Source organism: Flavobacterium album (assembly GCF_003096035.1).
Classification (GTDB): domain Bacteria; phylum Bacteroidota; class Bacteroidia; order Flavobacteriales; family Flavobacteriaceae; genus Flavobacterium; species Flavobacterium album.
Map to the genome: position 1 here is coordinate 1,284,742 of NZ_CP029186.1, position 16,111 is coordinate 1,300,852.

Annotated in this window: 7 protein-coding genes; 6 read left to right on the forward strand and 1 reads right to left on the reverse strand. The window is 41.3% G+C overall.

Going from position 1 to position 16,111, the window contains the following annotated elements; translation table 11 throughout:
- Positions 1-18 precede the first annotated feature (18 nt).
- The 6 genes from HYN59_RS05715 (at position 19) to HYN59_RS05740 (ending at position 15,348) form a co-directional block, all read left to right on the forward strand.
- Positions 19-495, forward strand: a complete 477-nt coding sequence (locus tag HYN59_RS05715) for a regulatory protein RecX (RefSeq protein WP_108777353.1) — start codon at positions 19-21, stop codon at positions 493-495.
- An 85-nt stretch (positions 496-580) separates the two neighbouring features.
- Entirely contained in the window at positions 581-2,425 is a 1,845-nt protein-coding gene (locus HYN59_RS05720; RefSeq protein WP_108777354.1) for a tetratricopeptide repeat protein, read from the forward strand.
- Between the two features lie 2 nt (positions 2,426-2,427).
- Positions 2,428-4,269 carry a tetratricopeptide repeat protein gene (locus HYN59_RS05725; RefSeq protein WP_108777355.1) on the forward strand — a complete coding sequence of 614 codons (1,842 nt, stop codon included), beginning with the start codon at positions 2,428-2,430 and terminating at the stop codon, positions 4,267-4,269.
- Positions 4,270-4,918: 649 nt separating this feature from the next.
- The gene (locus HYN59_RS05730) at positions 4,919-9,754 is read left to right on the forward strand and encodes an Ig-like domain-containing protein (protein ID WP_146185867.1); all 4,836 of its coding nucleotides are present in this window, start codon (positions 4,919-4,921) and stop codon (positions 9,752-9,754) included.
- A gap of 1,216 nt (positions 9,755-10,970) precedes the next feature.
- A complete protein-coding gene (locus HYN59_RS05735) occupies positions 10,971-14,702 on the forward strand; it encodes a T9SS sorting signal type C domain-containing protein (protein ID WP_108777357.1) in 3,732 nt (1,243 codons plus the stop codon).
- A gap of 139 nt (positions 14,703-14,841) precedes the next feature.
- A complete protein-coding gene (locus HYN59_RS05740; protein WP_108777358.1) occupies positions 14,842-15,348 on the forward strand; it encodes a hypothetical protein in 507 nt (168 codons plus the stop codon).
- Between the two features lie 139 nt (positions 15,349-15,487).
- Here HYN59_RS05740 and HYN59_RS05745 read toward each other — a convergent pair whose 3' ends face one another.
- Positions 15,488-16,096, reverse strand: a complete 609-nt coding sequence (locus tag HYN59_RS05745) for a 50S ribosomal protein L25/general stress protein Ctc (protein ID WP_108777359.1) — start codon at positions 16,094-16,096, stop codon at positions 15,488-15,490.
- Positions 16,097-16,111 lie beyond the last annotated feature (15 nt).

Here is a 16,111-nt window from a genome sequence, read left to right on the forward strand (position 1 = left end):
ACCATCTAAGCAGGAGGAATGATGGAGTATAAGTCGTATACGGTAGAAGAGGCAAAGAAGAAACTGGAGCATTACTGTGCCTACCAGGAGCGGTGCCATGACGAAGTGTACCGGAAACTAAGGGAGCTCAACATGATACCACAGGCTATTGATACCATAATAGTGCACCTCATAGAGAATAACTTCCTCAACGAGGAACGGTTTGCCTGCAGCTTTGCACGCGGAAAATTCCGCATTAAGCAGTGGGGCAGGAGAAGGATTACCAATGAGCTTAAAGCCAGGAACATATCCAGTTATAATATAAATAAAGCGATGAAGGAAATCCCCGAGGGGGAATACCTTGAAACCTTTGACAGGCTTGTGGCCCGGGAATGGGAAGAAAGCCCTGAAACCAATATCCCGAAGAGGAAAAAAAAGGTAATGGACTATCTTTTGCGAAAGGGCTATGAGAGCAATCTTGTGCTTGATGCCGTGCATTCCCTGCCTGAAAAGTAATTAATTTTTAGATAGCCTGAATTTCATAAATATTTGTTAATTTAGTGTGCCAATTATTTAGTGCCCCCGAACTAAAAATGGATTTATGTTGAAAAAGATACTTCTTTTATTATTGCTGGCCTTCAATGCGTTAAGTTATGGGCAGTCGTATGATTTCAAAAAGGCAGAAACAGAAGCCAGGAAACTTATTTATTCCGATCCTGCCGCTGCATTGAAATTGATTAAAACCACCTTAGCGCAAAAAGGGGATGTGCACGACACTGTTTACGGCAATACCTACAATTTATACGGAATGTATTATGGCATGACCGGTAAGCCCGACTCTACCATTTACTATATAAAGAAATCGCTAACCTATCTTGACGATTACCCAAGGAACAAGGCACGAAGCCTGATGAACCTTTCTATAGGCTACAGGAACAAGTCTGATTACAAGACCGCCATAAAATATGTAGAGGAAGCGCTGGCGATACACCAAAAAGAAAAAAACAATGTAGGTGTTGCCATGGCTTATGGCGAACTGGCATCCATCTACAACTACATGCTTGATTATGACAAATCGATCGACCTGCTTCTGAAAGCGATTAAAATACTAAAGGCCGAAAAGAATACCAAACAGCTTGTGGCGATTAAGCAAAAGCTGGCAAATACCTATGTCGCAAAGGAGAATTTTAAATTTGCTATAGACCTTTACCGCGAATGTCTCGAAGAGTTCAGGCAGGTGGGCATGATGAAAAATTATTACCTCACTCAGGTAAACCTCGGCGAGGCCCTCATACAGGTAAAGGATTTTGAGGGGGCAAAAAAATCGCTATCGGAAGCTGCGGTTGGGCTCGAAAAATTTGGCGATAAAGAGATGATTGGCATCTGCTATTCAAAAATAGGCAGCCTGGACAACACATTGGGCAACCGTGCAAAGGCATTGGCAGCTTACCAAAAAGCGGTGGATCTCCTTGTTACATCAGGTTCTAACAGGGTTATAAGGATTGGTGGCGAATATATCGGGTTACTTAACAAATCTGCAAACTACCAGGCATCCCTCAATGCCATTGCCCGGATAGATAAGCTAAAAGTATACAACAGCGCCAATATACAGGACAGGGTGGTGTATAAAAACGCTGTTGCAGAAACCTATAAGGCTACCAACAACGATAAGGAAGCCATAAAGGCCTACCAGCACACCATTGCCATTATGGACTCTATTGCCATGATAGAAAAACAGGGGGCAGTAGAGGAAATCCAGGCAAAATTCCAGACCGAACTGCAACGGGAAAAAAATCTTGCGCTTGAGGCAAACAATAAGGCGCTGCAAACTACAATGAGATCCGAACAAAACCTCATGCTGTTATATGTTCTTGTGAGTATAGCAATTATTGTGCTCATCCTGCTGCTCCTGAGAGGCTACTGGCTCAAGGCAAAATTGCAGAAAGAAGAACTGAAATCGGTAGAGTCTGAGAAAAACCTGATAAAGCAGCAGCATGAATACGAGCAGGAGCTTACCAATGCGCAAAAAGAAATAATTGAGGAGAAGCAGCGGGAGCTAACATCGACCGCATTGCGTATGGCAAATTACCAGGACAACATCAACCAGATTATAGACAAATGCGATTCCAACGTCTATACGAAAGTGAGCGATGTGAAAAAAGAGCTGCAAAGCCTTATAAAGCAAAAAGACTACTGGAAACAGTTTGAAACAAGGTTCAACAGCCTCCACCCGGAATTCAGTACCACGCTTACCAACCGTTTTTCCAGGCTTACAAAAAATGACGTGGAGTTCTGCTCGCTGCTCAAGCTGAACCTTTCCAATAAAGAGATCGCTTCACTGCTGCAAATTTCGCATGAAAGCGCCATAACAAAAAAGTACAGGATCAAGAAAAAAATGGAGATCCATGACGATGCCGACTTTGAGAAAATGCTCATGGAGATATAAAAATGCACAAACGCTTACTTTGGTTTTTGGTGTTGATTTTCCCGCTATTGGCTGCCGGGCAGGAAGCGTTCGACTATAAGGCATTTGAAACAAAGTTAAAAAAGCATATTTATTCTTCACCTGACAGCACCAGGATACTGATTGATGAGGTACTTGAAAAAAAGAACCTTCACGATACTATCCGTGGGCTTGTGTATAATATTTACGGGATTTATTACAGCCACGTAGGAGAACTGGATTCTTCTATGGTGGCCTATAAAAAGTCGGCCGCGCTGTTAAAGAACCACTTGTGGATTAAGACGATGCCGCTAATGAACATGTCTGTCGGTTACCGGAACATGGGGCAGTATGACGAATCTTTCAAATGCCTGGAGGAAGCGCTCGAGATCAATAAGAGGCTTGGATTTAAAGAGAAGGAGGCGATCGTGTACAGTAATATGTCGTCTAACTACCAGTTCATGCTGCAATATGACAAAGCGGTAGAGTATGCCCTTAAAGGGATCGAGATATTGAAAAAGGAAGATTCACCGCTTTTGGCTGCGCTGACACAAAAGCTGGCGAACACCTACATGAAGATGTCTAATTTTTCTTTTGCGAAAGAGCTGTATGAAGACTGCCTTAAAATCTTTAAAAAGCAAAACGACAAGGTAAGCTACACGCTGACACTTATTAACTATGCTGAGGTGCTTATCCATCTGGATCAGACGGGAAAAGCTAAAAAAGCCCTCAGGGAAGCCATTGCCGAATTGTCAAGGATTAAAAATCCGGAGCACCTGGCAATTGCTTATTCCAAGCTGGGCCATATTGCAAAAGACGAAGGTAATATAAAAGATGCCTGCAGGAATTATGAAGCTGCTTTTGCTATATTATCAGAATCGAATTCTATAAACCTGGTGATCATAGCCTCAGAATACATCGAACTGCTTAATAAGAATAAGGATTACGATAAGGCGCTAAAGGTTATTGAAAAGACAAAGCGTTCCCCGATATTTAATGACGTCAATAAGGCGGATAAGGTGCGTTTTGATGTGGCCATGGCAGAGACCTACAGTAAGACCAATAATGATAAGGAAGCTTTAAATGGTTTGGTAAGGGCCTTAAAAATAAAAGATTCACTTGCAAGGTCGGGCACCGATAACTATACAAAAGAATTGCAGGCAAAGTACCAGGCAGAATTGCAGCGGGAAAAAAACAGGGCACTGAAAGTAAAAAATGCCGGGTTGCAAAAAGCTTATGAAACCGAAAAAACCCGCATGATTGCCTATATTGCTATAAGCCTGTCGATAATTTTGCTCATTTTGCTGTTGCTGCGCAGTTACCGGCTCAGGGAACGCCTTCGTAAGGAAGCGCTTAAACTGGCAGCCACAGAAAAGAATATCTTACGAAAGCAGCACGAGCATGAAAAGGAGCTCACTCAGGCGCAACAAGATATTATTTCGGAAAAGCAAAGGGAGCTTGCTTCATCGGCATTAAAAATGGCCAATTACCAGGATAATCTCCTGCAAATCATAGAGCGTTGCAATAATGACAGCATAAAAAAAGTGTCTGACGTTAAAAAAGAACTGGAGGGCCTTATTAAGCAAAAAGATTACTGGAGGCAGTTTGAAACGCGCTTTAATATGCTGCACCCGGGATTTGGGGCCTCTCTCGCAAACCGTTATTCCAACCTGACAAAAAATGATATTGAGTTTTGCTCGTTGCTAAAGCTCAATATGAGTAATAAGGAGATTGCTCAATTACTACAGATCTCCCACGAAAGCGCCATCACTAAAAAATACCGCATCAAAAAGAAAATGGAAATTCAGGATGATGCCGATTTCGAAAAATTACTGATGGAAATATAGGTTCCGGAATGAATTTATTCGCCCCAAAAAGTGTGAAGGTTTTTAACAGCCGTTTAGCGCCTCTTGTCTATGCAATTCATCCTTAAAAAACGCACTTCATCTGTAAAACGTTGGTTTTTAGGTGTGTTTTTGTTGAAATTTATTCTTTTGTCTATGCTTTGTCTATTAATGTTTTGTTAATATTAAAAAAATATCCCCTTACTTTGCGGTCAGGATTTGTCCCTGAAGTGCTGTCGTAGCACAGCTTACTTTGCCCAACAATAAATACTATAATATAATGAAGTGTGTAAATAATGCTAATGGATAAGGTTTAGGGAATCTATTTCCAGTGGATTCTAAAATTTAAAAAATGAATAAAGTGCATTTCCTGCCTTTAATGACCAAGGATTACAATTTGTAAGTAAATTTCGCGTTAAGAAAAAGTTAATGAATAATCTTTTTTTTAATCTTATTTACGATGGTCATTTATAAGTAATCCTGAATATCAGACAGTTGAGACTGATGATAGTTACGTTGACAGTTCTTAAAATTCTCTTAAAATTTAACTTAAAATTATTTTTTGGATTACAAATTTTTGTAGTAAATTTGCCCCCGCAACCCAAAATAGTTATGCCCCCCATAACTACCTAAAATTTAAAACATTACTAAAATGAAAAAGTTACTCTTTTTTGTATTGCTATTGCCGTGCCTTAGTTTTTCGCAGAGTCCCTCACAACTTCTTGTTCGTTGGGAAGGCACGAGAATCAGTTGGGGCAACCCAACTACAGTTCCGATGTATTATTACAATTCTAATGGAACAATGACTACCCCTTCAGAATTTATCGCATCTAACTTTACTGGCGGAGGCGCTATCAATTTTAACTATGAGCTTTATTCCGGATTTGGAGGTCAAAACTGGTCGACAGCCGGTATTGATTACGGAAAGTACTTTCAGGTAAATGTAAAAGCCGGTGCAGGGAAAAAGATACAGGCTAAGCATTTTACATTCACCTATTACGGACAATGTAATGCCTTTAAAGTAGTGTACCAAAAATCATCTGCAGGAGTACCGTCGGATGCAAGTTTTTCTACCAACGGCACTGCCCTTACTACTGTTATAAATGCACAGTTGGGTAATGACAAAAATGTTGTCCTGCCATTTGGGTCAGACGTGGTCGTAACTCCTGGTGAGACATTATATATAAGGGTTTATCCGTATATGGCCAATCCTAATGATAACAAATGGTTCCTTAGGCATGCGAACGAGCAGAATGAAGTGGCAAACTCCAACAGTAACGGGCCTGCAATATATGGTGTAGTTAGCGATGCCACAGGTGTTACTGCTGTTGAAGATACTGATACTGCATTTGAAAATACTGCCGTTACAAGAAACGTGACTGCCAACGATATTGCTACAGGTACTACAATAAACCCTTCGATACAAATTGTAGCGCCATTACTTCCTGCTTCAGAAGGTGTGGCTACGGTAAATGGTACAAGCATAACTTTTACGCCTACAACTTCAACCGGTGCAAAAGTGATCACCTATAAAATTACAGGTGCAGATGGTTCTACATCTACATCTACTTATACTGTTACGGTAAGCGCTTACCCAAGCCCGACTGCAAATGCTGACGTTGCCACTACAGGAAAAAATATTCCGGTAACAATACCGGTGCTTAACAATGACGTGGCCGGCAGCGGAACCATTGGTACAATAGCTATCACAGCACAGCCTGCAAGCGGTACAGCTACGGTATCGGGCAGCAATATCATTTATACTCCTGCAGCTACTTTTACCGGTACTGCTGTAATCAGCTATACCGTAACGAACAGTAATAATAAGGTGTCTAACGTTGCGACCGTTACAGTTACTGTTGTAAACATTGTTGGCCCTACAGCAAACGCTGATACGGTATCTACATCAAAGAACAACCCTGTTACATTCAACCCTATTGCAAACGATACGGCAGGAAACAGTGCAATAACTACACTAACAATCCTTACTAACCCGGCACATGGTACTGCGTCAGTAAATGCTGCAACCAACACGATTACGTTTACACCGGCAAACAACTATACAGGTACAGATTCTTTTACCTATAAAATTACCGATGCTTACAACGCTACAGCTACTGCAACGGTAAATATTTCGGTATTGCAGCCAACAACTACAGGCCCACTGTGCGGTACGTATGTGATCAGCGCAACTACCCAGTACGAATACCCGCAGTTTACAAGCCTTACAGCTGCGATAGCACACCTAAACGCAAACGGTGTTTCGTGCCCGGTAACTTTCCTTTTGAAAGATAATAACTATAATGAGTCGACAGGGGAGAGCTTCCCATTGGTAATCAACCAGTTTGCAGGAACAAGCACTGTAAATACAGTAACATTCAAACCTGCTCCTGCTAAAAACGTTACGATCAAAGTTAACGATATCACGATCAACAGCTCTGCCTACCAGGCTACGACAGTATTCCAGTTCAACGGTGCAGATAATATAATCTTTGACGGAAGCAACACTGTAAACGGATCTACGAGGAACCTTACGGTATTCAACAACAATACGCTTAACTACCTTGATCGTGCCGTATTCTGGGTAGCTTCTAACGGAAGCAACGGCGCCAACAACATCACGATAAAGCATACTAACATCAGGCAGGGATACAGGAACCAGGATGGTAAATATACTATAGGTGTATTCGCAGGAAGCAATACCATAGAAAACCCTGATACTGTGAACAACCGCAACCTGAAGGTAAGCCAGCAGGCAGGGGCAAACAATAGCAACATGTACCTTTGGGATAACGATTTTATGAACGTGAAACAGGGTGTGTATGTAAACGGAGGAACTACTGTTACTACAGGCGTGAACATTTTCCAAAACGACCTTGGCGCTGAAAACAATACAGAATCGGTTATCCTTCCGGTGACGCTGAACAACGTTTCGAACTTCTCTGTGTCAGAAAACCAGATATACAGGCTGTACAGAACTACAACAGACGGCGACCTTTTGGCCGGTGGTATCAATATTAAAGGTAACACCACTAATGGCTCTATTACTAAGAACAATATGAGCGACCTGCAAAGGCTGACTGCTGATGCGAATACATTTGCCGGTATCGTGCTTGCTTCTACCAGTACAAATTCTAACATACTTGTTGCCAATAACTTTATCCTTGACCCGGTTGCCAAAGGTAACAGCGGCGGCTACAGCAACGGCTACGGTATCATTGTAGATAACGGTGGCGGTTACAGGATACTTAACAACACAGTGGTGCTTTCTAAAAGCCAGCCTTTGGGAGGATACAGTGCAGCGCTGTATGTAAACAGCAATGCCTCTAACCTGGATGTGAGGAACAACATCTTTGTGAACTCACAGACCAACACAGCTACAAGAAGGTGCGCCATCATTGTAAATAATGATACTGACAACCTGAATGCTGTCTTTACAAAGCTGGATTACAACAACTACTATTCTTCAGACAGGATAGGGTACATAGCTAACATACATCTTACCGATAATATTACATGGCCGGAGAATCCTGACTATGTTCAAACATTCGAAGGATGGAAAGGTGCTTTGCTTGCAACCAATAATACTGCCAACGCGAACAATAAAGATACACACTCTTTAAGCGTTAACCCTTCGTTCATGTCGGCTACAGACCTTCACCTTGGTACTGCCAACAGTTCATTGAACGATAAAGGTACACCGATCGCCGAGATCACTAAAGATATCGACGGCCAGCTTAGGAGCCTTACAACTCCTGACATGGGTGCTGACGAATTTGGCGCCATTGCAATGCCTGTACCGGGATCTAACACTGGTGTTTACTGTGACAGCTCAACAACATGGAATGGTACTTCATGGAGTAATGGCCTGCCTGCAGCCAATAAAGACGTGATCTTCTCTGGCGACAAAACCTTTATAAGCGAGAATATATATGCATGTTCAATATATGTAATGAATGGCGCGTCGGTTAACTTTATCAGCGAATCGAACGCTTTTGTAACACACAACGTGAATGTTCAGGATGGCTCAAAGCTTACTTTTGAAAGCAGCAGCAACCTTATGCAGACCGAAAACACACAAAATAACGGTACCGTTACTATAAAAAGGAACAGCTCTAAGCTGAAAAGGCTTGATTATGTAATGTGGGCATCTCCGGTAACAGGAACACAAACGCTGCTTCAGTTCTCTCCGCAAACATTGCTTAACCGTTTCTATGTGTACAACTACCTGAGCAATATGTACGCTCCACTACCGGATCCGTCTGCAGTAGTGTTTGCCAAGGCAAAAGGCTACCTTATCCGTATGCCGAACAACCACCCGGCTACAACGCCAACAGTATTCCAGGGCTCATTCACAGGTACGCCTAATAACGGAAACGTTTACTATCCGCTACAATACCAAAGCAGTACTATAGGCTACAACGCAGTGGGTAACCCATACCCTTCGCCAATAAGCGTCACTGCATTCATCGATGCCAACATCGATAATATTGAAGGTACGCTTTGGTTATGGAGGAAAACGAATGACTGGACACAGTCAAGCTACTCTACTTTGACCAAAACAGGCTATACTGCCAATGCAGCGCCGGGAGGGTCAAGTGCAGACAACGACCTTATTGCCGACCCGTTTGAGATCGCGCCGGGCATTGGGGTCCTTAATACAGCTCAGGGCTTTATTGTAAAGGCTAAGAATACGCAAAACCTTGTTTTCAGGAACAACATGCGCCTTAGCACAAACTATGTGAACTTCTTCCGTACTGCAAATGATAACGAAGACCCTGCTGTACCGGTGCAATATGAAATGAGCCGTTTCTGGCTGAATGTTAAAGGTGCTGATACTGATTTCTCCCAGACACTTATAGCCTACTCGCCACAAGGTACTTTGGGTTATGATAATGGATTTGACGGCGTAGCGCTTGATGGTGCCAACATCGATATCTCTTCTGTGATCACAGAAAATGGTGAGCAGATGAAGCTGGCGATACAGACACGCCCTGAATTCGCAATCTCTGACAGTGTACAGCTTGGCTTTACAGCAGCAGTTGCCGGTACATTTACATTCGAGCTTGACCATTACGACGGATTGTTTGGTGCAGGCGACCAGCCTATCTATCTTGTAGACAACCTTACCGGCACAATGCAGAACCTAAGAAACGGAAGCTATACTTTCACTTCTGAAATCGGAACATTCGATGAACGTTTCAAAGTGGTATATGCTACGGATGAAGAGCTTGGTACCGATATCCCTGTACTTGACTCGAAAGAAGTTATTGTTTACCGCAGCGGAAGCCAGGTGAGCATAAAATCGCCGCAGGATATCAAATCGGTTACAGTATATGATACGCTTGGAAGAGTACTTTACAACAACGGTAATGTAAATGCCGCAGAATTTGTAACTCCTAATATCGACTCTGCACAACAGGTAGTTATCGTTAAGATGGTACTTGAGAACCAACAGGTGATCTCGAAAAAGATAATGATGAATTAAACATCATAAACGTACCCGCCGCAAAGGCGCGACGGGTACTGCAAAGAAATTATAATGCGTAGTAAACATTATAATGTTTTAGTAAGTTTTTTTAGTGGATACGAGGCCCCCATTAGTTGCAATTTGGGGGCCTTACTAAAAAAAACCTGCTTAATATCCTGAAAGTTTTTACGATAGGTTTAATATAAGCCCTGTACAATTTAGTATGGGGCTTTTATATTGATCAGGTTTAACATCTGCAATTAAATCAATCATCTTCCAGATAATAATAGCTTAAAGGATTGCTTTGATAGGGCCTGAACCAAGTAAAGTGTTTTCCTATACCAGTGTAATGTATTTTCATACAAAAGATTCTTAAACTACTGACAGTGCTGTTTTTAATAATTAGGTAACATGGGTTTTTCGTTACGAATAATATATGTGAAAGTTGTTAAGGGATAGTTAAAATTTAAATAAATCGTATTTTACATTATATTAATGTAAAAATTATGCAACGTATTGTTATATTATTCCATAGGAATATCTTTGCAGTAACAATTTGTATTATTTATTTATTAGATATATAAAGCATATTATGGATTCTATTCATAATGTTTTAGTAATTTTTTAGTTGGATGCAATTAAATCCCCTTCCGTCAGGTGGGGATTTTTTTATGTTTATTCGTGCGATAATTCATGCTTCATTGAGTTAGTAAGGAAAGTAATTTTCAAATGTTAATTAATATGTTAAATTTTTTAACATTTAAGGTGTTTTCGCGTGACTGCTGTTAAAATCAATAATACTGAGCAAATCTCCTTTAAAGTGATTAAAATTTGATGATAATTTAAAGAGTTAATCAAAAAATACCCTTTACTTGACTATTTCAAATTCTTGATGTAAGAATAATCTTAATTTAAATCATAATAAATCGTTAAAAAACCCCATTAAAACGACGTGAAAAAAAATATTTTAAAATTTTTTTTCAACACTCAAAACTCAAAATTATCGACCAACGGCGAAATTTTACCGCCAAATGACCAAATTTTAACAACTACAACGATTTAGTTTGATAGGTTTCTCTTATGCTTGCATAGTAAAAACCAATGATATGATTTTCTTATGGTTAGATAGATAAGAAGTTATTTTACGTGTTAAATCTTTCTTAAATCTGAGCTTATCTTTGCTTCAGAAAGTTAACAGAAAATTAAGATTTAAGATCATCCCCAAAATTACCAAATGAAAACATTACCAATTTATTTCCTACTCTTATTACTACCATTATTCGGTTTCAGCCAGACAGACCTGGTAAAATGGAATGGCGTATTGAATGACCAGCCTTCCAACGTTCCTACAGTACTTGCCAACTATGTGGCAGCTGACAATTTTACTGCAAGCAGCAATGTTAACCTTAATACCAACTGGCAGGGTTTTGAAACTTCCGGGTGGGGCGATGCCAACGCTGCTGTAGATTACTCAAAATATTACCAAATGAGCGTAAGGCCTACAACAGGCGCTTCGATGACGGTAACCAAGATAAGGTTTAAATACCAGGGAGAATACAGGAAATTTGAAGTGCGTTATTCAAAAAATGCCGACTTTACCGGATCTGTATCTTTAGGTGTTACGAACCCTGCCCAATTTTATAACTCAGGTACGCAAAAAGACCTTTCTGTAAACATTCCTTTACTTGCCGGCGAGCGCCTGTATGTAAGGATATATGTATACGACAGGGTAGGCGGTACTACCTGGAAGATACTTCACACCAGCGGTAATAATTTGCCCCCAACTATCGTTGGTACTGTAACTGCTCCACAGCCGCTATCCGGAACCTATACTATAGGACAGGCTTTGAGCAACGATTTCAAAACCATCAGCGATGCAGCAGCAGCTGTAAACAGCATCGGTGTATCGGGTCCGGTAACTTTCCTTCTTAACGATGCGGTATATAACAATACGCTTGGTGAGAACTTCCCGATCACATTCAACCAGTTTGCAGGTACAAGCGCAACGAACACGCTTACCATCAGGCCAAACACAGGCGTTAACGCAAGGATAGATGCTTACAATGCTAACGGTACTGTGCCGGTACAGGCAGTATTCAAAATGAACGGCGCTGACAACATCATCATCGATGGCAGCAACATCGCAGGCGGTTCATCTAAAAACCTTACAATAGATAACAACGGACAGCTTACTTATACTAACCGTGCGGTTATCTACCTTGTAAGCCCTACAGGTACAAATGCTCCTGAGAACATCACCATCAAAAATGCTAACCTTCAGCAAAGCTATACTAACGGTGAGAGCCAATATACAATGGGTGTGTATGTAGGTTCTGATACTTCGGCCAGCAACAGCCTTAACATAGGCAATGCTGCGGCAAAAATCAAAAAGCTTACGGTTAGCAACGTGACTTTCCTTAATGTGAAAGAAGGCGTTTACATCCTTGACAATAATTCAACATCATCAGCGCTACAGAATGTAGTAGTTGAAAAAAGTACTTTTGGCGGCGCAACCAATGACGAAAGGACCATCACAGCAATTTATGTATCGAACGTAAATGGTTTCACGATTGACAGGAACACTATAACAGGCGTATACAGGAACACAAACAGCGGCGACCTTGGCTTTGCAGGTATCCACATTGCTGAGAACAGCACCAACGGTACGATTTCTGCCAACAACCTATCTAAAATAGACAAGACCCTTGCCAACGGTAAAGGTATCGCAGGTATCAACCTTTCTTCTACAGCCTCTGTAACAAACATCACTGTAGTAAACAACTTTATCCTTGACGTAACAGGACCGGGTAACGGCGGTGAGAACCAAAACGGTTTCGGTATCGGTATCTTCTCAGGAAGCGGCTACAAACTGTACCACAACACTGTAAGGCTTACTAAAGACCAATACAACAACGCTGGTATCTCTTCGGCGCTTTTCATTGATAACAACGTACTTAACCTTGACGTAAGAAACAACATATTCGTAAACACACAACCAAGCTACTCATCACGTTTCGCTATCTATGTAGCAACTGCAGGCCAGGCAACGTTTGCAACGCTTAACAACAACAATTACTACTCGGTAGATAAAATGGGATCGATAGGAAGCTTCTATACTGTAGCCAACATTAAGACCCTTGCACAGTGGAAAGCTGCTACCGGCAAAGATGCTGCTTCAACAGCGATCAACACAGTATTCGTATCGTCTAATGACTCGCACATCGCTCCGTTTGATGTGATCAACCAGACGCTTACAGCAGGCCAGGCGCTTAACGTAGCTACCGACATTGACGGTGACTCAAGGAACATGACTGCACCATATTTAGGAGCTGACGAATTTGGTAACACAAGCTGTTCAGAAACTACAACTTATAATGCTGACGGTACATGGTCTAACGGCCTTCCGACTGCAAGCAAAGCTGTAATCATCAACGGTATATTTGCCCCGACTACAGATATTAAAGCCTGCTCGCTTACGATAACGGCTACAGGATCAATGATAATGCCTACACCGAAAAACCTGTATGTAGTAAACCAGATCAATATTGCGCCGGGCGGTGTGCTTGAAATGAGCAGCAACAGTGACCTTGTACAGATAAACAGCAATGTATCCAACACAGGTACGGCAACAATCAAAAGGAACAGCTCACTTATCAAAAGGCTTGACTACACTATTTGGTCTGCCCCGGTATCAGGTACACAGACACTGACTCAGTTCTCTCCAATGACACTGCTCAACCGTTTCTATACCTACAATCCGCTTAGCAACATGTATGCCCCGATAGCCGACCCTGCTTCAACAACGTTTACAACAGCAAAAGGCTACCTTATACGCACCCCGAACAACCACCCAACGGCTACGCCAACGGTAGTAAACGGAGTGTTTACAGGAACACCGAACAATGGTACGATAACTTTCCCGCTGGTATACCAGGATGCAGCACACAGCTACAACGCAGTAGGTAACCCTTACCCGTCTCCAATCAACGTAAGTGAGTTCATCGATGCAAACATCAACGTTATCGAAGGTACGCTTTGGTTCTGGAGGAAAACAAACGATGCTACAAAATCAAGCTACTCTGTACTTACAAAATTTGCTTATGCTGCAAATGCTGCACCGGGCGGTGAGAACCAGTTCGCGGTTGACCCTCACGGAGTACTTAACACAGGACAGGGCTTTATCGTAAAAGCAAAAAGCGCTTCAAACATTGTGTTCAAAAACAGGATGCGTAAAGCAAACAGCTCTGACCAGTTCTTCAGGACTGCAATGGACCAGACAGAAGAAGCAGATACTGAGGCTTCAAGGATATGGCTTAACGTAACAAGTGGCGAAGATGTGTTTACACAGGCTGTAATAGGCTACACTGCCGAAGCTACACTTGATATTGACAATGGTATAGATGGTGAGTCTTTTGTAGATGGTAATGCAAACCTTTACTCTATCGCTGCTGAAAAAACACTTGCTATCCAGGGGCGCCCTTCATTCACTGCCGAAGATGTTGTACCAATGGGCTTCAAAACAGAAGCAGCAGGAACATTCGAATTGTCAATCGACCATATGGACGGAATCTTCCTAGGCGACCAGGCGATATATGTAAAAGATAACCTTACAAATACAGTACACAACCTGAAAGAAAGCAACTATAGCTTTACAACTGAACCAGGTACTTTCGATGCACGTTTTGAAATCGTATATGCAGCTGAATCACTTGGCACCGATACCCCGGTTGCAGCTCCAAAAGATGTGATCATCTTCCAGAATGCCAAACAGGTAACAGTATCAGCGCCTGAAGCTATAAAATCAGTTGTTGTGTATGACCTTCTTGGAAAAGTAATGTATGTGAACAACAACGTAAATGCACAAGAGATCACTACTACTGCCCTAACGGCTTCAAACCAGGTAGTAATCGTAAAAGCAACATTAGAAAATCAGCAGCTAGTAAACAAAAAAGTACTTGTGAACTAAAAATATAAATTGGTAGTTTATAAATTGGTTGGTTTGTTTGAAAACCCCTCGCAGCACGTTTCTGCGGGGGTTTTCTTTTTTGTATGTATTTTCTTGAGGGGATTAATTATATATTTGACGAATAATAATATTTTGCTCAATGTCAGGCTTTAAGCTATTACTGTTGTCTGCTGCTGTATTCTTTTTTGTGAGCTGTGAAAGAAAGGAAATGGTCGATGAATTCATTGAGAAATATGACAACGCGGATTTTTCAATGTTTAAGGATGTTCATATAACATTGAGAAGGGGTGCTTATATATTTTCTGATGAAATCAATAAATCAGTTTATTTCGTCGAATTTAAGGACGGACAAGTTATAAATGTAGGGGCGTATGACTCAGTTAAACGCCATTTAAGTAATGATAAGATTAAAACACTTCTTAAAGCTTTTGATGATTATGAGTTTTACAGTTTGGGGTGTGACAAGAAAAAGAATGTATTTATAAACCCATTCTACGCAGGAGGAGGAACTTTTTTCTTAAGGGTTGATAAAGAATCCGGGCAAAAAGAGATAAGGCTCAATAATAATATTTTTATTCACTATAAAGGAAGATGGTATATTAGCACTGATTATCTAGATAAAAATAACAATCTTAGGATGAGTTAGGGCTAAACCTAAAATGTATTTGCTTGTATCGGATTGCTATTAATGTAATGATAAAGAAGAGAACTCAGGCCTTTGGTTCTTATTAACAAAAAAAGCGCCCCGTTCCCGGAGCGCTTCTTTATATATCGAAAAGATAAAATTATTTTTTCTTTCCTTTTGCAGGAGCTTTTGCAGCTTTTGCAGCCTCTTGTGCAGCTTTCATAGCAGCACGTGAAATTCTCACCTGGGCAACCACTGTGTTATCAGGGTTAAGCAGCTTGAAGTTATTAGTCTCTAATTTAGTAACATAAAGTTTGTTACCCATTTCAAGTTCAGAGATGTTAGCTTCAACATAGTCAGGAAGGTTTGCAGGAAGCGCACGCACTTTCAGTTTACGCTGGTTAAGGCGAAGTACACCACCACCAAGTACACCCGGAGATGTTCCTGTGATTTTTACCGGAACTTCCATAGTGATTTCTTTGCTTGGGTCAAGCTGGTAGAAGTCGATGTGAAGTATTTTGTCAGATACCGGGTGGAACTGGATGTCCTGAAGGACAGCGTCATACGTTTTGCCGGCAAGGTCAATTACCACGGTGTGCACGTTTGGAGTGTAAACCAGGCCTTTGAATGCCATTTCTTCTGCAGTAAAATGTACTGGCTGATCTCCTCCGTATAGCACGCAAGGAACCATTCCAGCATTACGTACCGCACGCGTTGCCGCCTTGCCCACGCTTTCTCTTTCAGATCCTTTGATCGTAATTGATTTCATTTGAAATAATTATAT

Bases quoted from the DNA above. Each gene is read 5' to 3' on its own strand.
- HYN59_RS05715 (WP_108777353.1), top strand. From the start codon at position 19: ATGATGGAGTATAAGTCGTATACGGTAGAAGAGGCAAAGAAGAAACTG.
- HYN59_RS05720 (WP_108777354.1), top strand. From the start codon at position 581: ATGTTGAAAAAGATACTTCTTTTATTATTGCTGGCCTTCAATGCGTTA.
- HYN59_RS05725 (WP_108777355.1), top strand. From the start codon at position 2,428: ATGCACAAACGCTTACTTTGGTTTTTGGTGTTGATTTTCCCGCTATTG.
- HYN59_RS05730 (WP_146185867.1), top strand. From the start codon at position 4,919: ATGAAAAAGTTACTCTTTTTTGTATTGCTATTGCCGTGCCTTAGTTTT.
- HYN59_RS05735 (WP_108777357.1), top strand. From the start codon at position 10,971: ATGAAAACATTACCAATTTATTTCCTACTCTTATTACTACCATTATTC.
- HYN59_RS05740 (WP_108777358.1), top strand. From the start codon at position 14,842: ATGTCAGGCTTTAAGCTATTACTGTTGTCTGCTGCTGTATTCTTTTTT.
- HYN59_RS05745 (WP_108777359.1), bottom strand. From the start codon at position 16,096: ATGAAATCAATTACGATCAAAGGATCTGAAAGAGAAAGCGTGGGCAAG.